The sequence below is a fragment of the Roseibium sp. genome (assembly GCF_048260565.1).
Taxonomy (GTDB): Bacteria; Pseudomonadota; Alphaproteobacteria; order Rhizobiales; family Stappiaceae; genus Roseibium.
On the sequence record NZ_JBLXGP010000001.1, the window covers coordinates 1 to 19731 of the forward strand.

The following is a 19731-nucleotide window of genomic DNA, read 5'->3' on the forward strand; positions in this document are numbered from 1 at the left end:
TGTGCGCGACCTGACGGAGATGGGCTTTCCGGTGTGGTCGAAGGCGGTGTTCGCGCAAGGCACGGTGAAGGAGACGCTCGGCTCGGTGAACGTGCCGGTGGTCTGCGCCAACCAGCTGGTGAACCCGGGCGACATCGTCATCGCCGACGATGACGGGGTCTGCGTGGTCCGCCGCGAGGAGGCCGAAGCCGTGCTGGAAAAGGCCCGCGCCCGCGAGGCGGCGGAAGAGGACAAGCGCAAGCGGCTCGCCGCCGGCGAACTCGGCCTCGACATCTACAACATGCGCGGCCGCCTCACTGACAAAGGGTTGAAGTATGTCTGAGCCGATTTGTACTGAAGGCGTCCGGTGCATGTGGATGCGCGGCGGCACATCGAAGGGGGGCTATTTCCTCGCCGACGACCTGCCTGCCGAGGAAGCTTCCCGCGACGCGGTTCTCCTGCATGTCATGGGATCTCCGGACCCGCGCCAGATCGATGGCATGGGTGGCGCCGACCCGCTGACCTCCAAGGTGGCGGTTGTTCGGAAGTCGGAGCGTCCCGGCGTCGATGTCGACTATCTGTTCCTGCAGGTGTTCGTCGACCAGGCGATCGTCACCGACGGCCAGAACTGCGGCAACATCCTGGCCGGTGTCGGTCCCTTCGCGATCGAACGCGGCCTGGTTGCCGCGAAGGACGGGCAGACCGACGTCCGCATTTTCATGGAAAACACCGGCCAGATCGCAACGGCGACGGTCGAGACGCCGGGCGGCAAGGTGACCTATCTGGGCGAGGCTCGCATTGACGGCGTGCCTGGAACCTCCGCACCGGTCCCGACCGTGTTTGAAGACACCGCCGGCTCCAGTTGCGGCGCGCTTTTGCCGACCGGCAATGAAGTCGACGTCGTCGAAGGCGTCGAGGTGACCCTGATCGACAACGGCATGCCCTGCGTGGTCCTCAGGGCGGCCGATATGGGCATCTCCGGCGAAGAGAGCCCGGAAGATCTCGAAGCCGATGGCGAGTTGAAAAAACGCCTCGAGGCGATCCGCCTGAAGGTGGGGCCGATGATGAACCTGGGCGATGTGACGGAAAAGTCCGTTCCCAAGATGACGATGGTCAGCCCGGCAAGACACGGAGGTGCGATTTCGACGCGCACGTTCATACCCCATCGCTGTCACAAGGCCATTGGCGTGCTCGGTGCCGTCAGCGTGGCGACCGCGTGCCTGCTGTCAAAGGGACCGGCCGCGGAAATCGCCGAAAAGGGCGCGGGTAAGGAGCGAGCGCTTTCGATCGAACATCCGACGGGTGAGTTCACCGTGCTGGCAACGGTCGGCGACGACGGTTCCGTTCAAAAAGCTGGCGTTCTCAGAACGGCACGGAAGCTGTTTGACGGACAGGTTTTCTGAAATTCGCTGAATTTGAAATTCCTTGAACATGGAAGTAACCGACATGAATTGGATTTTGACGGTCAAGTGCAAGAACCGGCCCGGAATCGTGGCAGCCGTGGCAACGGAGCTGACCAATAGCGGTGGCGACATCACCGAAGCACAGCAGTTCGACGACCCGCAGACCGGTATGTTTTTCATGCGTATCGCATTTGCGATGGAAAAGCCGATCGACGGCTTCATGGATTCCTTTTCCAGGCATGTCGGCAAATTCGGCTTCGAGTGGACTTTGAGGCCGGCGGACCAGAAGCGGAAGGTTCTGATCCTGGTCTCGAAATTCGATCACTGCCTGGGCGATCTGCTTTACCGGATGCGTATCGGCGAAATCAACATGGAGTGCGTCGGGGTGGTGTCCAACCATCCGAGCGATGCGCTGAACCTGACCCTGCACGAAGGCCTGCCCTTCCATCATCTGCCGATTACCAAGGATACCAAGCCGCAGCAGGAAGCGCGGATCAAGGCAATCATCGATGAAACCGGCGCGGAACTGATCGTGCTGGCGCGCTACATGCAGATCCTGTCCAATGATTTCTCCGCTTTCCTGGAAGGCCGCTGCATCAACATTCACCACTCGTTCCTGCCGGGCTTCAAGGGAGCAAAGCCTTATCACCAGGCGCATGAGCGCGGTGTGAAGATGATCGGAGCCACGGCCCATTACGTCACCAAGGATCTCGACGAGGGGCCCATTATTGCCCAGGGCGTGGAGCACGTGACCCATCGCGACACGCCGGAAGACATGGTCCGCAAGGGGCGCGATGTCGAACGCTCGGTGCTGGCACATGCGGTCAGCCTGCATCTGCAGGACCGGGTCATGCTGAACGGTACCAAAACGGTGGTATTTGCCTGATGTTGATTGGATTTCTGGGGTTTGGCGAAGCCGCCCGCGCGTTTCAGGAGACCCTGGTCGTTCAGGATCCTAATCTGCGCTTCATGGCATGGGATATCAAACTCCAGGATCCAACGACTGCACAGGATATGAAAACGGCAATGGAAACGCGCGGCGTTACCATTGCCGAACCGGCGGGCTTCAGCGAAGCCGACTGGATCGTCAGCGCTGTGACGGCGGACCAGAGCTTCCTCGCATTGCGCGGCATTCAGGATCATATCGTCCAGGGACAGGTGGTCATCGATATCAATTCGGTCTCGCCGGGCCGCAAGCGCGAAAGCGCTTCGCTCGTCGAGGCCCGTGAAGCTGCCTATCTGGACATGGCCGTGATGGCGCCGGTCCATCCGCGGGGACATCGGACGCCGGTGCTGATTGCCGGCAGTATCGTGGAAAAGGTTATTCCGGTGCTGGAACGCCTTGAATTCGATTTCCGCAATATGGGAGACGAGCCGGGGCAGGCAACCGCAATCAAGATGGTGCGCTCCGTCTTCGTCAAGGGTCTTGAGGCGATTACCGTCGAGGCCCTGCTTGCGGCCAGGGCTTCGGGGTGTTTCGAAGAGATTTCGACTTCTCTGGCAAAGAGCTTTTCCGGCCTTGGGTGGCCGGAGTTCGCCGCATACGAGTTCGAGCGGACCATGCAGCATGGCAAGCGGCGGGCGGCGGAAATGCGCGAAAGCGCTGCGACCGTCAGGGCGCTTGGCCTGAATGGCGATCTGGTCGACCAGATCGCTGAGACCCAGGATCTCATGGGCGGGATCGATCTAAGCGATCTGAACAGGGACTCCGTGGAAGAGCTCGTTGACCGCGCTCTCGCTGCTCGGCTGAAATCCTGAGCTGTGCGACGCCCCGTTTTTCTGAACGGCCTCCGGGCCGGTCCGAAGCCGGTGGTGTCCGGATAGCTGACGGCTTCTCGAACGCCTGCCGAACGGCGGCTTGACCGGGCACATGAACATTTTCCGATAATTTTTGACGTTTTGGAGCCAGTCAGGCCGTCCTGAACGCGTCAGACTTCAAGGCGATCTTGCGAGGGGAGAGAGACGTCGTTTCCTCCAAGCTGTCGGAACGGTTCCAATATGCCCGCCGAGATCGAAAATGTATTCATTAAATATTATCCAGAGTCGCGAATTATCGAAAAAGTGCCGAATTACCCTGTTGTGGCAAAATAGCTTTTTATCTGCGTTAGACTCGTGTATACATTTTGTCGGAGAGAGGTAGCATGGATGTCTGTCATGGATGGTCAAAACGTTATGGGTCGTAGCGCGTTTTTGAGAGCGAACGGAGCAACGGTTGGAGGGATGCTTCAGGGCTACTCCCTGGAGGTGCTTCCGCGCACGGCTGCGAAAATCGAAAGTTTCAAGGCGCTGCTGCCGGTTGGGACGCGCGTCTATATCGCGAACGTCGAAGGCACGGACTTTGAGGACATGATCCAGACGGCCCGCCGGATTCGCGGCGAGGGCTTCGACGTCATGCCGCATTTCCCGGCGCGCCTGATCAAGGATGCCGCCGAATTCGAGACCTCCCTGGCTCGTTATCGCGACGAGGCCGGTGTTGACCAGGCCCTTCTGATTGGCGGCGGCGTCACCCGTCCCGTGGGCGCTTACGACAACACCATGCAGATGCTCGAGACCGGCCTGTTCGACAAATACGGTTTCAAGCGGATCCACATCGCCGGTCACCCGGAGGGCAATCCGGATATCGACAAGGACGGCACAAGCCGGCGCGTGGACGAAGCGCTTTTGTGGAAGCAGTCGTTCTCCGATCGGACCGATGCCGAGATGGCGATCGCGACCCAGTTCTTCTTCGATGCGAAGCCGGTTTTCGAATGGTCTGAACGGCTGAAGAAGATGGGCGTTGATCTGCCCATTCACGTCGGAATTTCCGGGCCGGCCAAATTGCAAACGCTCATCAAATACGCGATTGCCTGTGGTGTCGGTCCGTCGATCAAGGTCCTCAAGAAGCGGGCCATGGACGTCACCAAGCTTTTGATGCCATATGAACCGACAGACGTCGTGTCCGCGATTGCGTCCCATGTGGCCGCGACGCCGGACACCACAATTCAACAGGTTCATCTCTTCCCGCTTGGCGGGATCAAGGCTTGTGTTGAATGGGCAGACAGGCAGAACGAAAGCATGCGCCAGGCCGGCGCCGCCTGAAGGTGGCGTTGAAGGAAGGCGCGGAGCGTCGCTGAGGTGAAGACCTATCCAAACCTCAGGCATGCGCGGCTCTTTTGCGCCTGTCTTTCACTCGGATCGGTAACGCGGGCCGCCGAAATGATCGGCGTTTCCCAGCCCGCTGCCTCCCAGGCGCTTGCGCGGCTGGAAGATATATTCGGCGCGGCACTGTTCGACATGACGGACGGCCGGCCGACCGCAACGGAAGCGGGGCGGATCGTGGCTGCACGGACCCAACGCGCCCTCGACCTGATCCGGGGCGGGTGCGCACGGCTTCGTCATCCGAGTGCCGGCAGTGCCGAAGCGGGCACAGAAAACCTGCTCAGCACTCCCCAGCTCAGGGCGATTTCGGCCTTCGCGGAAGGTGGCAGTTTCAGTTCCGCAGCCCGCGTGCTGCAACAGTCCCAACCCGCCGTGCACAAGATGGCGCGCAGCATCGAGGCGAGCTTGCAGCAGTCGCTGTTCGAAGGCGCCGGTCGCAGCATTCATCTGTCGAATACCGGCATGGCGGTGGCGCGATGGGCACGTCTTGCGCTGAACGAATTCGAAAGTGCCGCCGCCGACGTGCGCGAGCTGCGCGGCAGCTACGAGGGCGAGGTCCTGATCGGCGCGCTGCCGTTCTCCCGTACCAGCCTGGTTCCCGACGCGATTACCCAAATCGCCGCCCGTCATCCCAAGGCCCGGTTTTCCATCGCTGAGGGGCCCTATGACGACATGCTGCACGATCTGGAAATGGGCCGTCTCGACATCCTTGTCGGAGCCATGCGCAGGGATTTTACCTCCGCGAGCCTGGTCCAGAACGAACTCTTTACATACCGGTTGTCGGTCGTCGCCAGAGCGGGCCATCCGCTTGCCGGAAAGCGAAACCTCACCCTGAGCGATCTGGCGGATTACCCCTGGATCGCCGCCCGCCGGGAAACACCGTCGCGCGCCCTGTTTCAGAAGCTCGCGGCCCGGTTCCCCGAGGACAAGCCGGTTGTCTGCAGCGTCGAGACCGGTTCCCTGGTCGCGGCACGGGGTATTCTGATGAATACCGATCACCTTGCCCTGCTTTCGGATCATCAGGCGGCTTATGAAATCCGGGCTGGTATTCTGGGTATTCTGGATTTCGATACGGGCGATTCTGGCCACATGATCGGTATCACCACCCGGAAGCACTGGCTTCCGACCATGCTGCAGAGCGAGTTCATTCGCGAACTGCACCAGGCGGCCGCGACCGGCGACCCGGACCTGTCCCCGGATGCCTCCCGGAAGGTACTCTCCCTGAAGGCCGGCAAGGCCTGACAAGCCCTTTCGTCGTTTGGCGATATGCAGAATTCAGCCGGACAGGAACGGCCCGGCATCGGTGCTGTGCAACTCTCGCAATGGTGTTTGAATTTCCACTTGACGCAACGCCGGTCAATCTGTTCATTATAAAATAGTTCAAAAATAAACAGTATCATTTTGAATGAAAAATGAAGCCCCGGGATGGAGCGTTGGTGAGGCATGCGGGGGAGGACTGCGGATCGGGAGCCGCAATTCCACCTGCGACGGAGCGTTGGCATTTCCGGCCGTAGAGGTCCGGTTGCCGACCACGTGGAATAATTCAGCCAAAACCGGATAGCAGACGCTTGAGAAAGCGGGTTGATGACGGCGGTGACGCCGTTCGTCCGTACGAATGAGGATTGAAATGGGATTTTCTGAACAGGTCAACCTGAGCCTTCGCCTTCTGGATGCAAGTCCGACCTGGCATCGGGTCTGCGAACTGGCCGAGGGTCTGGACGAAGATCTGTCCCGTCAGGTGGTTCTGGCCGCTGCCGACATCTCGGAAAATCTCCTCCTGCCGCTGAATGGACCGGCCGATGCGGCCGGGTGTCGTATCGAAAACGGACGGGTCAAGGTCCCCGAAGCCTATCATGCGGCGTGGGCGGGCTTTACCGGCGACGGCTGGCTTGGCATCGACGCGCCGGAAGACCTCGGCGGCCAGGGCCTGCCGCTCGCCCTGCAGGCGGCCTGCCAGATGCTCTTCGACCGGGCTGCCATCGGGTTTGGCATGCTTGGCGGAGCGACCCGGTCGGCCGTCTTCGTTCTCGATGCGCATGCGGAAGAACCCCATCGCAGCCTGTGGTCGGAAAAGCTGCTCACGGGCGAATGGTCGGCGACCATCTGCATTTCCGAACCCGATGCCGGTTCGGATCTGGGCCGCGTCCGTACCAGGGCGGAGCAGGGTGCGGACGGGGCGTGGCGGGTCACGGGCAACAAGTGCTGGATCTCCTACGGCGATCACGACATGACCCCGCGCATCGGCCACATGCTCCTTGCGCGTACCGGCGATGCGGCGAGCGGCACGCGGGGCCTGAGCCTGTTCCTCGTCCCGAACACGACCGATGACGGCGCGCCCAACGGCGTCACCGCGGAACGGCTTGAGGAAAAGCTCGGCCTGCACGGCTCGCCGACCTGCGTCATGCGCTTCGAAGAGGCCGAAGCCATCCTGATCGGCAAGCCGAACAACGGCCTGCCGCAGCTCTTTGCCATGATCGAGCGTATGCGGATCCTGACCGGGTGCCAGGGGGCGGGGCTTGCGCTGGCCTCGCTCGATCTGGCTCTTGGCTATGCGGCCGAGCGCAAGCAGGGCGGGGCGCCTGCCGAGCCGCCGGTGCCGATCAACCGACATGCCGATGTCCAGCGCCAGCTCGCCGAAATGGCAAGCCGCAGCTATTGCCTGCAGGCCTTCCTCTTGGAACTGGGGGCCGTCCTCGATCTGTCGGCCAAGCATCCGGATGCCGCCGTGCGTGCCGAAAATGCCGATCTGGCGGCCTTCCTGCTGCCGATTGCCAAGAATTTCGGCGGTTTTACCGGCTTCGACGCCGCAAGCCGGGCGATCCAGATCTTCGGTGGCGCGGGCTATACCCGCGAATGGCCGGTCGAGCAGCATCTGCGCGATGCCCGCATCCTGACCATCTACGAAGGCACCACCGGCATGCAGGCGCTGGATCTGCTCTACAGGCGTCTGTGGAAAGACCAAGGCAAGGGCCTGCAGATCCTGGCCGGGCGCATGCGTGCCGATATCGCCGGTGCTGAAGCTGCCCATGGCGACTACGCCGCTCAGACGGAAGGTGTTCTGAAACGCTTCCTGGAGCTCGCGGAAGATCTCGCAAATCAGCAGGGGGAGCGGGTAAAGGCCGAATACGGCGCCGATGCCTTCCTGAATGCCGCGTGGTCGGTCATTTCGGCCTGGATGGGCCTGCGCCTGATCACCGTTGCCGATGACAATGCCCAACTGGCCGCGGCCGGCCGGCTGCGGATCCGCGAAGCCGATATCGCCATCAGCGAATCCATTGCCCGGACCCGGATCCCGGCCGATTGCTTCGAGGCGTTCCGCGAGGAAATCTGAGGTATCTGATCCCGTGCTTGCGTCGAAGGCGGTTACCATGGTGGATAGTCTTCCTTGGAACGGGCGGCGCTTGTATCCTCGCTTCCATGGAACAGATCAGCCGGCAGTTATTATTCCAACGCATTCGAAACCGTGTCATCGAGACATTGGAAATGGATTCCTGCCTCGAGGACGTGGCGAAACACGGTGCATTCTGGATCATTAATACGACCGACTTTTTAGTGCCGAGCAATTTCGACGATTGTCCGGATGTCTTTAGTGAAGCGGAGCGAGGTGCCGTTAGTCGGTTTAGGTGCCTGTTGGACCAGGTCAGCAAAGCAACGCCGGACGATTTCTTCGACGTTGACATTTTCAAGGCGTCTGCCGAATGGCAGGCACTGGAAAGATACGCCGGTGAGGCTTTGCAGGTCTTCCTGAGGCGCGGTCGCTTCTCTGAGGATGTCGAAGAGGCTTCGCTCACATAAAAACAACCGCCCGGAGCGGGCTCCGGGCGGTTGTCGTGCAGTCTTCCGGGAGGAAGAGTGAACCGTTTACCGCGGCGCCATGCGGATGGCGCCGTCGAGGCGGATGGTTTCGCCGTTGAGGAACTGGTTTTCCACGATGTGGCAGGCAAGCGAGGCGTATTCGGCGGGATCGCCAAGCCGTGACGGGAAGGGCACCTGCGCACCGAGCGAGGTGCGGGTTTCTTCCGGCAGCTCGCCCAGCATCGGCGTGTAGAAGATGCCCGGCGCGATGGTCATTACCCGGATACCGGCACGCGACAGGTCGCGGGCGATCGGCAGGGTCATGGCTGCGATGCCGCCCTTGGAGGCCGAATAGGCACACTGGCCGATCTGACCTTCGAAAGCGGCGCAGGACGCGGTGTTGATCACGATCCCGCGTTCGTCACCTTCCAGCGGTTCCAGCTTCTGGGTCCGGTCGGCGACCAACCGGGTGACGTTGAAGGTGCCGATCAGGTTGACCTCGATGATCTTCTTGAACATGTCCAGCGGATGGGGACCGTCCTTGGAGACCACCCGGCGGGCGCCGCCGATACCGGCGCAGTTGACCAGGATACGCGGCACGCCTAGGGCGTTCTCGACGGCATCGAGAGCGGCGGTAACATCCGCCTCGCTGGTAACGTCGCACTTCACGGCAATGCCGCCGATTTCGTCCGCGACCTGCCTGGCCTGGTCGATGCCGATGTCGAGCAGGGCAACACGGGCACCCTTTTTCGCAAGTTCACGGGCGGTTGCAGCACCGAGGCCGGACCCGCCGCCGGTGACGACGGCGACTGCGTTTTCGATTTTCATGATGACTGTCCTTTTGAGGGCGCTCGTTCAGATCGAGATCGTTTCGGCGGTGTCGTTATAGATGGCCTCGACGGTGTTCGCGCGCAGTTGCAGAACCTTGCGCTGGTTCACCGAGCCCTTGTCCGTAACTTCGCCTGCGTCGAGCGACAGCGGCGGATACATCAGCACGATTTTGCGGATCAGCGTCGACGAACCGGTGGCCGTCTTGGCCAGCGATCTCAGCTTCTCCTGGAATTCGGCGACCACCGCCGGATGGGTGAACAGGACATGGGGCAGGGCGTCCGATCCCAGACCGCTGATGCGATGCAGTTCCTCGAAATTCGGAAACACCAGCGCGGAGAGATAGGGCTGGTCCGCGCCGGCAATGGCAATGTCCTTGATGAGCGGGCCGAAGTGATTGATGAAGCCGGTGCGCAGCGCGCCGGTCGACACCCACGTGCCGGTGTCCAGCTTGAAATTCTCCGCGGTCCGGCCGTCGAAGAAGAAACCTGCGCTGACATCGTCCGGGTCGGCAAGGCGCAGGGCGTCTCCGAAGCAATAATAGCCTTCCTCGTCAAAGGCTTTCTCCGTCAGCTCCGGTGCATTCCAGTAGCCCGGCGTGATGTTCGGGCCCTTGACCCGCGCATCCAGCTTGCCGTCGAGCGGAACCAGCTTGAGCTGGACGCCGTAACAGGGCAGGCCGACGTTGCCGGCTGTCGTGACCGGCCAGGTACAAAACAGGCAGCCCGGTGCGGTCTCGGTGGCGCCGAGGCCGGTCGCGAGCAGGACCTTCTGACCGAGGGTCTGCGCGGAAAGCCGTTCCAGATCGTCCCAGGTATGCTGGGCCATGGCGGCGCCTGCGTACCACAGCATCTTCAGGTCCTTGAAGAAGGTGTTGCGAAGCTGCTCGTCCCTTTCCAGGTGAGGGATCAGCGCTTCGTAGCCCTTCGGCACGTTGAAGTACCAGGTCGTCGACACGTCCTTGAGGTTCCGGACGGTCTTTTCGATGCCCTTCGGGGTCGGATTGCCGTCGTCGATATAGAAGGTGCCGCCGTTGAAAATGGGAATGAAGAATTCCTTGTTGCCGGCGGCCGTGTGGTGCCAAGGCGCCCAGGACAGGAGAATCGGCGGTTCGTCCTTGAAATAGGCGAAAGCTTCCCGCGCCATGATCTGGTTGGAGCAGATCATGCGGTGCGTGTTGATCACGGCTTTCGGGCTGCCGGTGGATCCGGACGTGAACAGGAATTTCGCGACCGTCTCCGGCGTGACCTTTGCAAAGGCCGCATCGACGGCTGCCGTCGGTTCGGTTTCAAGAGCCGTCGCGAAATCCTGCGCTTCGGAGGGGGCGTTCTTGCCGAAGATCGTCCTTGTATCCGCCGTGACGACGGCCGCGATCGCCTTGGCGAACGGCTGTTCGTCCGCGGCATAGATCATGCCCGGATTGATGGTGGCGAAAACCTCCTTCAGCCGGGCAAAATCCTGGGAAACCAGCGAATAGGCGGGGGAAATGGCGGCAGACGGAATACCGACGTGAATGGCGGCGAGCGTCAGCAGGGCATGTTCGATATCGTTGCCCGACAGGATCGCAAGAGGCCGTTCCGCCGAAAGGCCGGCATCGAGGAGAAACTGGCCGAGCGCCCGGATCTTTGCAACCGCATCCGCGTAGGTCATGTGGCGCCAGTTATCGTCCTCGTCGCGCTGGGCGAAGAGCGTTTTTTCCGGATGACGTTCGGCATAGGCAAGCAGAGGCTCGGTAATCCTGTCCGGATAGGGGGGAAGCGGCTTCGTCTGCTCGATATACATCACCCCGTCATCGGTGACCCGGATGTCCAGCTCTGGGTTCCACACCTTGATCGGGCGCATGGGCGCGTTTGACGTTCGCTTGGCTTCGACGCCTGAATTCTGCATGGCTCTCCTCCCGGTTCCAGCCTGCCTTTTCGTTTGGATCTGTCCGTCATTTTTCACTTGACGGGCAGCGCTCCAATCTGTTCAGTATCTAATAGTTCAAAAATAAACAGTGTCAAACGAAACAAAATAAACATTTGCCGGGAGGAGCCAGACGAATGGCGTTTGTGGAATACGAGCTGCAAGGCGATGTCGCGATTCTGCGGCTCAACCGTCCGGACAAGCGCAACGCCATGAGCGATGCCATGGTGGCTGACCTTGCGGTGGCTGTGGACCGCGCCAACAGCGAAGCCAAGTCTGCGGTGATCTGTGGAAATGGCAAGCACTTTTGCGCCGGCCTCGATCTGGCGGAGCACTCCGAAAAAACCGTCATGGAAGGCGTTGCGGGATCTCGGGCCTGGCATGCGGTGTTTTCCCGCATTCAGCACGGCCAGATCCCGTTCGTATCGGCTCTGCACGGCGCCGTGGTCGGTGGCGGCCTCGAGCTTGCCTCCAATACCCACATCCGCGTAGCCGATCCGGAAACCTATTTCGCCCTGCCCGAAGGCCAGCGCGGCATATTCGTCGGCGGCAGCGGATCGGTGAATATCACCCGTCTGATGGGCGTGTCCCGCATGATGGACCTGATGCTGACCGGGCGGGTTCTGTCCGTGGAGGAAGCCGAGCGCTGTTCGGTTGTCAACTATATCGCCGAGCCCGGCAAGGCCTTCGACAAGGCGCTGGAACTGGCCCAAAGAATCGCCACCAACGCGCCGTTGACCAATTATCTGGTGGTCAACGCCCTTCAGCGCATTCATGACAGCGGTTACGATGAAGGCCTGTTCTTTGAATCCATGGTCGCATCGATGACGCAAACGACTCCGGAAGCGCAGGAGCGCTTGAGGGCTTTCCTCGAGAAGCGGGCCAAGCGTCTGGATATTCCGGCGGCCGAGTAAGAGAGGCAAGTGCCGTGAGCATGCTTGAGACAACCGACCAGGACGATCTTGCCGCCGAAGCGGGGCCTGATACGTTGCGCTTTGGTGAACAGGAGCAGGCGGCCGGTTTCGTGTTGCGCATTGCTCAGTTGACCGCTTTCGAACGTTTCTTCGCACTGTTTCCGGTCGAGGGCATCAAGATTTCCGAATACTGCGCTCTCGTCGGCATCGCGGAAAACCCGGGGGTGCGCCAGGGCGTGCTTGCCGACTTCCTGAAAATCAAGTGGTCGAACATGACAAAGCTCGTGCGTTCCCTTGAGGACATGGAGCTGATCGGGCGGAGAATTCCGCCGAACGACCGTCGCTCGGTGGAACTCTACGTCACCGAAAAAGGGCACAGGTTGATCGAGGAGGTTGGGCCGCTGATGCGCGAAACCGACCGGAAGGCTGTTTCGATGCTTTCGGACGAAGAACATGCGCAGCTTCTGGGGCTGCTTAGAAAAGTGGCCGGCTGGCCGCAGGCCGACGCGGCAGGGGAGGCCGCAGAAAAATGAACTTGGACGAACTGGTAGCCATCGATATTCACACCCACGCCGAGGAGCCCTGCTGCGGCCCGCGCGACGACGGGTATGACGAATTCCAGGCCGGCATGGCGAAGTATTTCAAGAACCCGGCCGGCGCACAGGGCATGCTGCCGACGGTTCCCGAAACCGCCGCCTATTACCGCGAGCGCAAGATCGGCTGTGTGATCTTTCCCGTGGATGCGGAGCGTGAAACCGGCTTCCGCCGCTACAAGAACGAGGAAGTGGCCGAGATCGCCGCTGAAAACAGCGACATCATGATCCCGTTCGCCTCGATCGATCCGGCAAAAGGCAAGGCTGGCGCGCGTGAAGCCCGGCGCCTCGTGCGTGAATTCGGCGTGCGCGGCTTCAAGTTCCATCCGACGATGCAGGGGTTCTATCCCAACGACCGCAGCGCCTATGTGCTCTACGAGGCGATTGCCGAGGAAGGTGCGATCACGTTGTTTCATACCGGCCAGACCGGTGTGGGGGCAGGCATGCCCGGCGGGATGGGCATGCGCCTGAAATATTCCAACCCGATGTATCTGGATGACGTCGCCGCGGATTTCCCGGACATGCCGATCATCCTGGCTCATCCGTCCTTCCCCTGGCAGGAGGAGGCACTGTCGGTCGCGACCCACAAGCCGAACGTCTATATCGACTTGTCCGGCTGGTCGCCGAAATATTTCCCGAAGATTCTGGTTCAATACGCCAACTCGATTCTGAAGAAGAAGATGCTTTTCGGATCGGACTGGCCGGCGATCACGCCGGACCGTTGGCTGTCGGACTTCGAACAACTGGAAATCAAGCCTGAGGTTCGTCCTCTCATTCTGAAGGAGAATGCCCGCAGGCTGTTGAATATGTAGGAAGAAGACCGTGTGAAGCGGCTGTGATCTTTAACTGGTGCAGCTCGAGGAGAGCTGCTGGGAGGAATGCCATGAAATCGACTTTGAAAGCCCTCGCGCTTGTATCGGCACTGGCGATGACCGCCGGTATCGCCGATGCCCGCGAATTGCGCGTCGCACCCGCCGCGCCGCCGGCCCACCCGGCCAATGGCGTGATGTACGAAAACTTTATCAAATACCTGCCCGAGGAATCCGGCGGCGGCCTGACCGGCACGATGATCGGTCCGGAAGTGGTGAACCTTCTCCAGATGAAGGACGCCATCCAGAGCCAGGTCGTCGAGGTCGGCAACCTGTTGCCGCTCTATTTCCCGGCGGATCTGCCGATGATGTCGGTGACCGGGCAGCTGTCCCTGATCGGTACCAATTCGCAGGCCATGGGTGCCGCGATGACCGAATTCATCGTCAACTGCGCGCCGTGCCAGGACGAGATGAAAAAGCTGGGCATGGTCTATCTCGGCTCCGGCGCATCGGACGGCTATGAATTCCTGACCACCAAGCCGATCCACAATGCCGAAGACCTCAAGGGTCTGCGTCTGCGCTCCGGCGGGGCACCCTGGGCCCGTCTTGCCGAACATTTCGGTGCGACCCCGGTTCAGATGTCCGTGTTCGACCAGTTCGAGGCCATCAGCGCCGGTGCGATCGATGGCACCATGGCGTCCATCGGCGACATGCTGGCCTTCCGTCTGGTCGAAGTGGTCAAGGACGTGACTTTCGCGCCGATCGGCATGTATATGTCGACCTCCAACTTCACCGTTTCCAAGGCAACCTGGGACAGCCTGTCGGCCGATGAGCGGGCAGCCATGACCCGTGCGGCCAACCGGGCGAACGCCGACTTCACCAATCGTTGGGGTTCCGAACTGCCCAAGATCGCCGAAGAGGCCGCCAAGAAGAAGGGCATCAACCTGATCGAAGCGGATCCGGAGTTCGTTCAGCAGATCAAGGACTTCATCCAGGCAGACATCAAGACAGCCGGCGAATACTCCCAGAAGGAGTTCGGTATTCAGGATGCTCCGGAACAGATCCAGGTCTTCCTGAAGCTGGTCGACAAGTGGACGGCCATCGCCGAAGAGGAAAACAGCGATCCGCAGGCCATGGCCAAGCGCGTCTATGACGAGGTCTGGTCCAAGATCGATTACAGCACCTACGGTGGCTGATCGTTAGACTTGTCGGATACCGGGGACCATGCGTCCCCGGTATTCTGTGTCTGGATGACAAATTTACCGGTAACTGAGGATCACTCGATGCGCCTGCTTTTACGCGTGCAGGACGGCCTTCTGACGGTGCTTGCACTGATCGGTGCACTCGCCATCATCACGCTGATGCTGCATGTCGTGGCTGACGTCGTGTTGCGCAACACCGTCAACGCGCCAATCCCGGCAACCTATGAGATCGTGACCCACTACTACATGATTGCGGCTGCTTTCATTCCGCTTGCCTGGGTCGAACGGGGTGGCGGCATGGTGCAGGTCGAGGTCATCGAGTCCTTCCTGGGTCCGCGCGGGCTCTACTGGTCCGACCGGGCAGTCGACGTGATCTCGACCGTCATCTATGGGGCGCTCGCCTGGGTGACCTGGCTGGTCGCGCTCAGAAATTTCGACACGGGCACGTTCGTCCTGGCGCAGAGCGTACGCGTTCCCACGTGGCCGGCCTATTTCCTCGTGCCGCTCGGTTTCGGTCTTGCAACCCTGGCCACGGCCATCCGAACATTCGTACCCAAGCAGGAGCGCCGGTCATGAGCGTCGCAACCGGTTTTGCAGGCGTCCTGGTCCTGTTCGTATTGCTCGCGCTCCGGGTTCCCGTCGCGCTTGCCCTGATCGCCGTTCCAGTGGGCGGCATTGCCTGGCTGCTGGGCATCACGCCGGCAATCGGCATCCTGTCCTCGACCCCGTTTTCCTTCGTGTCCAACTGGACGCTGTCGGCGGTGCCGATGTTCCTGCTGATGGGTTTCATCGCTTTCCACACGGGCCTGACCGGCGGCCTGTTCGATGCCGCGAAGGCAGTGTTGCGCCGGATCCCGGGCGCTCTGGCGATCTCGTCGATCTTTGCCTGTTCCGGCTTTGCCGCCGTCTGCGGCTCGTCGCTTGCCACGGCCGCCGCCATGGGGCGGATCGCGATCCCCGAAATGATCAAGTCGGGCTATTCGGCCAGTTTCGCCAGCGGCTCCATTGCCGCCGGCGGCACCATCGGCGCCCTGATCCCGCCGTCGATCCTGATGATCGTCTATGGCGTTTTTGCCGAAACGTCAGTGACCCAGGTCTTCGTCGGCGGCATCACCATCGGCATCCTGACCGCGATCGCCTATTCCGCCGTCGTGCTGCTGACCTGCTGGCTGAGGCCGGATATCGCGCCACCCCGGCCGCTCGATGCCCACGACATCGACACGCGCAAGGCGGTTCTCGAGATCTGGCCCGTGCTGGTGCTGATGCTGGTCGTATTCGGCGGCCTGTTTTCCGGCACGTTTACGGCGACGGAAGCCGGGGCGGTCGGCGCGCTTGGATCGATCCTGATCTCGATCCTGACCAAACGCCTGACGTTCGCTCTCTTCAAGACCTCGATGATCGAAACCCTGATGACCTCATCATCACTGTTCATCATCGGTGTCGGCGCGGCCATGTTCACCCGCTTTCTCGGGCTGACCGGACTGACAGGCTTTCTGGCCGCCGCCGTGAACGGAGCGGATCTCAGCTATGTGGAGCTGATGCTTCTCATTGTTGTGCTCTACTTCATCCTGGGCATGTTCATGGAGCCCTTCGGTGCCATGCTGGTGACCCTGCCGGTGCTTCTGCCGATCCTGAAGGCGGAATCGATCAGCCTTGTCTGGTTCGGCGTCCTGGTGGTCAAGCTGCTCGAGGTCGGAATGATCACCCCGCCGGTCGGGATGAACGTGTTCGTCATCAAGAACGTTGCGGCCCGGTATGTCACGGTGATGCAGATCTTCAAGGGCGTGATTCCGTTCCTGATCATGGATCTGGTGGTCGTGGCCATCGTGATCGCGTTCCCCGGTCTCGTCCTCTACCTGCCGTCGCTGATGAACTGAGGCAGAGTTAGAGGAGAATGCATACACGGCAGCAGCGTGTCTTGCCTTGTCTCTTGGAGTGGGCTTGAAACGGAAAGTCCAGAAATAACAATAATATAAGTGGAAATTTTTAGGGCGCGGATCGGTTCGATCCGCGCCTTCGCTTGTTTTATGTTCGAATGTCCAACCGAGACCTCGAGATTTGTATTCATAATGAGACGAAAAACTCACAAAAAACAGCGGAAACCTCTGGATTTCATTTAAGTGAAAATGTATACACGATGCCAAATGTATACATGAAGGCGTAGCTGAGGAGTTGCGCAAGGAGGGTGAGACATGACCGGACAAACTTTTCCTCTGAATGCCTGGTACGCGGCCGCTTATGACGTCGAAGTCGGGCGCTCGCTTCTTTCACGCAAAATCTGCAACAAGCCTCTGGTTTTATACAGAAAAGAAAACGGTGAAGCCGTTGCTCTTGCCGATGCTTGCTGGCACAGGCTTGTCCCGTTGTCTGGTGGCGAGCTGAACGGCGACAATGTCATCTGCCCCTATCATGGGCTTGAATATGACGACAGTGGCCGCTGTGTATACATGCCGTCCCAGGAAACCATCAATCCGTCGGCCTGCGTGAAAAGCTATCCGATCGTCGAAAAGCATCGCTTCATCTGGATCTGGCCGGGCAATCCGGCGCTGGCAGATCCGGCCAAGGTTCCGGACCTGCACTGGAACGACGATCCGGAGTGGGCGGCCGACGGCAAGCACATTCATGCCAAGTGCGACTACCGCCTCGTCGTCGACAACCTGATGGACCTGACCCACGAAACCTTCGTCCACGGATCGTCCATCGGCAACCGGGCCGTCGCCGAAGCGCCGTTCGAGACCACCCATACCGATCGCACGGCCAAGGTGACCCGCTGGATGGTCGACATCGAGGCGCCCCCGTTCTGGGCCTCCCAGCTGGGGCAGAAGGATCATGTCGACCGCTGGCAGATCATCAATTTCGAAGCGCCGAGCACGATCGTCATCGAGGTCGGCATCGCGCCGACCGGCACCGGAGCGCCGGAAGGCGACCGGTCCAAGGGCGTGGAGGGCAGGGTGCTCAACACCATGACGCCGGAAACCGACACCACCTGCCACTACTTCTGGGCATTTGCGCGCAACTACGACCTGAAGAACCAGGCCCGCACCCATCAGCTTCGCGAAGGCGTATCGGGCGTGTTCCGCGAGGATGAGGCGGTGCTGGAAGCCCAGCAGAAGGCGATCGAGGAGAACCCCGATCACATCTTCTACAATCTCAACATCGACTCCGGCTCCATGTGGGCCCGCAGGCTGATCGACCGGATGATCGACGAAGAGCAGGCGGTCCGGATCGCAGCCGAGTAAGGCGCGGGATACGAGGGATTAGCAATGAAGAATCTCGTTGAATGGCGCAAGGCCAGGGTCGCATCGGTCACGAAAGTGGCGAGCGACGTGCGCCGGCTGGTTTTCGACATTGAGGGCGGTCTGCCTGCCTTCGACGCGGGCTCGCACACCAACATCAAGGTCACGATCGGCGGCAAGCCGGCGATCAGAACCTACACCTGTCTTCCGGCCGGTCCGGGCCAGCTTTCGATTGCCGTCAAGCTGCACGAACAAAGCCGGGGCGGGTCGAAGTACATCTTCACCCTCGAACCCGGTATGGGCGTCGAAATCACGGTTCCTGAAAACCGGTTCGAACTGTCCTGGCGGGCAAGCGAATATCTGCTTCTTGCCGGCGGAATCGGCGTGACGCCGATCTACGGCATGGCGAAGGCGCTGGCGAAGCAGGGTGCGAAGGTGGCGATGCATTACGCAGCCAAAAATCGTGCGGCGATGCCTTTCGTTGACGAGTTGTCCGATGTCCTGGGAGACAACCTGTCCCTTTATTGGTCCGATGACGGCCAGCACGTCGACCTGGAACGGGAAATCGCCACACTTCCTGCAGACGGCGAGCTTTATGTCTGCGGACCTCTGGGCATGCTCGAAGCCGTCAAGGCGGCCTGGGCTGCTTCAGGCCGGCCGGTCAGCCGTCTGCGCTACGAGGTCTTCGGCGACAACGGCAAGTTTGCGGAAAACACCTTCCAGGTCGACGTCCTCAACAAGAACATCACGGTGACCGTGCCGCCGGACAAGACCCTGCTGGCCGCCCTGACGGATGCCGGGGTCGAGATGATCTACGACTGCCAGCGCGGCGAGTGCGGCCTCTGCGCCGTCGATATTGTCGAAGCCGATGCCGATGTGGATCATCGCGACGTCTTCTTTTCCGAAGAGGAAAAGCGCGAGAGCCGCAAGATGTGCAGCTGTGTCTCGCGCCTTACCGAAGGCCGCGCGGTTATCGATATCGGCTACCGCGCCTGATCGGTCACGATGATCGGGCGCTCGCCAGGAGATAATTCAGGATCAGACGATCTCGCCGGGCCGCGAGATCCTGAAGAGACGTGCCTTGCATCATGTCATCGACACCCTTTTCCAGGGCGTCGATGACGTCCGGTGTGAGTTGCGGTTTGCCGAGATCCTCCCACCAGCCTTGAATTGGCCCGCCGAGGTGGTCGCAGAAGGCCCGGATGCCGCCGGGGCCGCCCCCCAGATGGAACAGGCTGTTCGGTCCCATGGCGGACCAGCGAAGGCCAGGTCCGGAGGCGACGGCCTTGTCGATGTCTTCGACACTGGCCACTCCCTCGACGGCCAGATGGATCGCCTCGCGCCAGATTGCCGCCTGCAGCCGGTTGGCGATATGTCCGGGAACCTCCTTGCGGAGGCGGACGCAGACCTTTCCCATGCTTTCATAAAAGTCCTGGGCCAAGTCCAGAACACCGGGCGCTGTCCGCTCGTTCCCCATCAGTTCCACCAGGGGGATGAGGTGAGGCGGGTTGAACGGGTGGGCGAGAATGAAGCGGCCGGGATCGGCAAACCCGTCCTGCATTTCGGATAGCCTGAGCCCGGAAGTCGAACTGCCGATGATGGCTTTTTCGTCCAGTGCAGGTTCGATCTGGCGAAAGAGCCGGTGTTTGATCTCCAGCCGTTCGGGAACGTTCTCCTGGATAAAGTCCGCGCCCTTGACGGCATCGGCCGCGTCGACGGTGAAGCGGACCTTGCCGGTCTCTCCCGGATGATCGAAGCCCAGGGCGTCGAGCGTTTCCGCAACAGTCTCGATCAGCGACCGGACGCGGGCTTCGGTGTCCGGAGACGGATCGAAAACGGCAACCTCTCGGCCGGTCGCCGCGAAGAGCGCGGCCCAGCTCATTCCGATCGTGCCGGCTCCCAGAACGGCGGTGTTTTTAAAGAGCATCA

At 60.9% G+C, this 19731-nt stretch carries 19 protein-coding genes; 16 read left to right on the top strand and 3 right to left on the bottom strand.

All coding sequences use genetic code 11. The annotated features are described in order from the left end of the window. From ACN0SO_RS00005 to ACN0SO_RS00040, 8 genes are all read left to right on the top strand, one after another. Positions 1–322: 4-carboxy-4-hydroxy-2-oxoadipate aldolase/oxaloacetate decarboxylase (locus ACN0SO_RS00005; RefSeq protein ID WP_417673229.1), on the top strand; the 322-nt coding region annotated here is incomplete at its 5' end. A gap of 4 nt (positions 323–326) precedes the next feature. Next, positions 327–1382: a 4-oxalomesaconate tautomerase gene (locus tag ACN0SO_RS00010; RefSeq protein WP_417674990.1), complete on the top strand. Its 1056-nt coding sequence runs from the start codon at positions 327–329 to the stop codon at positions 1380–1382. Positions 1383–1425: 43 nt separating this feature from the next. Further along, on the top strand, positions 1426–2268 hold the full coding sequence (purU, locus tag ACN0SO_RS00015; protein WP_417673231.1) for a formyltetrahydrofolate deformylase: 843 nt from the start codon (positions 1426–1428) through the stop codon (positions 2266–2268). After that, positions 2268–3140, top strand: a complete 873-nt coding sequence (locus tag ACN0SO_RS00020) for a DUF1932 domain-containing protein (protein ID WP_417673233.1) — start codon at positions 2268–2270, stop codon at positions 3138–3140. Before purU ends, ACN0SO_RS00020 begins: the two co-directional genes overlap by 1 nt. 462 nt (positions 3141–3602) lie before the next feature. Beyond that, positions 3603–4460 (top strand): methylenetetrahydrofolate reductase, encoded by an 858-nt coding sequence (locus ACN0SO_RS00025; RefSeq protein ID WP_417673235.1) that lies wholly within the window; start codon positions 3603–3605, stop codon positions 4458–4460. A gap of 36 nt (positions 4461–4496) precedes the next feature. After that, on the top strand, positions 4497–5762 hold the full coding sequence (locus ACN0SO_RS00030) for a LysR substrate-binding domain-containing protein (protein WP_417673237.1): 1266 nt from the start codon (positions 4497–4499) through the stop codon (positions 5760–5762). A 385-nt stretch (positions 5763–6147) separates the two neighbouring features. After that, a complete protein-coding gene (locus ACN0SO_RS00035; RefSeq protein WP_417673239.1) occupies positions 6148–7851 on the top strand; it encodes an acyl-CoA dehydrogenase family protein in 1704 nt (567 codons plus the stop codon). Positions 7852–7937: 86 nt separating this feature from the next. Beyond that, positions 7938–8315, top strand: coding sequence for a hypothetical protein (locus ACN0SO_RS00040; RefSeq protein ID WP_417673241.1), 378 nt, complete (start codon positions 7938–7940; stop codon positions 8313–8315). A gap of 66 nt (positions 8316–8381) precedes the next feature. On the opposite strand, the gene ACN0SO_RS00045 is transcribed toward ACN0SO_RS00040, so the two are convergent. Both ACN0SO_RS00045 and ACN0SO_RS00050 read right to left on the bottom strand, forming a co-directional pair. Next, positions 8382–9143, bottom strand: a complete 762-nt coding sequence (locus tag ACN0SO_RS00045; protein WP_417673243.1) for a 3-hydroxyacyl-CoA dehydrogenase — start codon at positions 9141–9143, stop codon at positions 8382–8384. 27 nt (positions 9144–9170) lie between these two features. After that, complete coding sequence (locus tag ACN0SO_RS00050; protein ID WP_417673245.1) at positions 9171–11030, bottom strand: feruloyl-CoA synthase; 1860 nt, start codon at positions 11028–11030, stop codon at positions 9171–9173. 155 nt (positions 11031–11185) lie between these two features. On the opposite strand from ACN0SO_RS00050, the gene ACN0SO_RS00055 reads away from it, so the two are divergent. The 8 genes from ACN0SO_RS00055 to ACN0SO_RS00090 all read left to right on the top strand — a co-directional run bounded on the left by ACN0SO_RS00055 (position 11186) and on the right by ACN0SO_RS00090 (position 18798). Next, entirely contained in the window at positions 11186–11962 is a 777-nt protein-coding gene (locus ACN0SO_RS00055) for a crotonase/enoyl-CoA hydratase family protein (protein ID WP_417673247.1), read from the top strand. A gap of 20 nt (positions 11963–11982) precedes the next feature. Then, a complete protein-coding gene (locus tag ACN0SO_RS00060; RefSeq protein ID WP_417674992.1) occupies positions 11983–12495 on the top strand; it encodes a MarR family winged helix-turn-helix transcriptional regulator in 513 nt (170 codons plus the stop codon). Beyond that, positions 12492–13367: an amidohydrolase family protein gene (locus ACN0SO_RS00065; RefSeq protein WP_417673249.1), complete on the top strand. Its 876-nt coding sequence runs from the start codon at positions 12492–12494 to the stop codon at positions 13365–13367. Before ACN0SO_RS00060 ends, ACN0SO_RS00065 begins: the two co-directional genes overlap by 4 nt. Before the next feature lie 71 nt (positions 13368–13438). Further along, a complete protein-coding gene (locus ACN0SO_RS00070) occupies positions 13439–14560 on the top strand; it encodes a C4-dicarboxylate TRAP transporter substrate-binding protein (RefSeq protein ID WP_417673251.1) in 1122 nt (373 codons plus the stop codon). A gap of 87 nt (positions 14561–14647) precedes the next feature. Beyond that, positions 14648–15142: a TRAP transporter small permease gene (locus tag ACN0SO_RS00075; RefSeq protein ID WP_417673253.1), complete on the top strand. Its 495-nt coding sequence runs from the start codon at positions 14648–14650 to the stop codon at positions 15140–15142. Beyond that, on the top strand, positions 15139–16443 hold the full coding sequence (locus ACN0SO_RS00080) for a TRAP transporter large permease (RefSeq protein WP_417673255.1): 1305 nt from the start codon (positions 15139–15141) through the stop codon (positions 16441–16443). Before ACN0SO_RS00075 ends, ACN0SO_RS00080 begins: the two co-directional genes overlap by 4 nt. Positions 16444–16758: 315 nt before the next feature. After that, positions 16759–17805 (top strand): Rieske 2Fe-2S domain-containing protein, encoded by a 1047-nt coding sequence (locus tag ACN0SO_RS00085; protein ID WP_417673257.1) that lies wholly within the window; start codon positions 16759–16761, stop codon positions 17803–17805. A 24-nt stretch (positions 17806–17829) separates the two neighbouring features. Further along, the gene (locus ACN0SO_RS00090; protein WP_417673259.1) at positions 17830–18798 is read left to right on the top strand and encodes a PDR/VanB family oxidoreductase; all 969 of its coding nucleotides are present in this window, start codon (positions 17830–17832) and stop codon (positions 18796–18798) included. Between the two features lie 4 nt (positions 18799–18802). On the opposite strand, the gene ACN0SO_RS00095 is transcribed toward ACN0SO_RS00090, so the two are convergent. Continuing rightward, entirely contained in the window at positions 18803–19729 is a 927-nt protein-coding gene (locus ACN0SO_RS00095; RefSeq protein WP_417673261.1) for a 3-hydroxyacyl-CoA dehydrogenase family protein, read from the bottom strand. Positions 19730–19731: the final 2 nt, after the last annotated feature.

Coding starts and splice junctions, on each gene's coding strand:
- purU (WP_417673231.1), top strand. CDS start 1,426: ATGAATTGGATTTTGACGGTCAAGTGCAAGAACCGGCCCGGAATCGTG.
- ACN0SO_RS00020 (WP_417673233.1), top strand. CDS start 2,268: ATGTTGATTGGATTTCTGGGGTTTGGCGAAGCCGCCCGCGCGTTTCAG.
- ACN0SO_RS00025 (WP_417673235.1), top strand. CDS start 3,603: ATGCTTCAGGGCTACTCCCTGGAGGTGCTTCCGCGCACGGCTGCGAAA.
- ACN0SO_RS00035 (WP_417673239.1), top strand. CDS start 6,148: ATGGGATTTTCTGAACAGGTCAACCTGAGCCTTCGCCTTCTGGATGCA.
- ACN0SO_RS00040 (WP_417673241.1), top strand. CDS start 7,938: ATGGAACAGATCAGCCGGCAGTTATTATTCCAACGCATTCGAAACCGT.
- ACN0SO_RS00045 (WP_417673243.1), bottom strand. CDS start 9,143: ATGAAAATCGAAAACGCAGTCGCCGTCGTCACCGGCGGCGGGTCCGGC.
- ACN0SO_RS00050 (WP_417673245.1), bottom strand. CDS start 11,030: ATGCAGAATTCAGGCGTCGAAGCCAAGCGAACGTCAAACGCGCCCATG.
- ACN0SO_RS00055 (WP_417673247.1), top strand. CDS start 11,186: ATGGCGTTTGTGGAATACGAGCTGCAAGGCGATGTCGCGATTCTGCGG.
- ACN0SO_RS00060 (WP_417674992.1), top strand. CDS start 11,983: ATGCTTGAGACAACCGACCAGGACGATCTTGCCGCCGAAGCGGGGCCT.
- ACN0SO_RS00065 (WP_417673249.1), top strand. CDS start 12,492: ATGAACTTGGACGAACTGGTAGCCATCGATATTCACACCCACGCCGAG.
- ACN0SO_RS00070 (WP_417673251.1), top strand. CDS start 13,439: ATGAAATCGACTTTGAAAGCCCTCGCGCTTGTATCGGCACTGGCGATG.
- ACN0SO_RS00075 (WP_417673253.1), top strand. CDS start 14,648: ATGCGCCTGCTTTTACGCGTGCAGGACGGCCTTCTGACGGTGCTTGCA.
- ACN0SO_RS00080 (WP_417673255.1), top strand. CDS start 15,139: ATGAGCGTCGCAACCGGTTTTGCAGGCGTCCTGGTCCTGTTCGTATTG.
- ACN0SO_RS00085 (WP_417673257.1), top strand. CDS start 16,759: ATGACCGGACAAACTTTTCCTCTGAATGCCTGGTACGCGGCCGCTTAT.
- ACN0SO_RS00090 (WP_417673259.1), top strand. CDS start 17,830: ATGAAGAATCTCGTTGAATGGCGCAAGGCCAGGGTCGCATCGGTCACG.
- ACN0SO_RS00095 (WP_417673261.1), bottom strand. CDS start 19,729: ATGCTCTTTAAAAACACCGCCGTTCTGGGAGCCGGCACGATCGGAATG.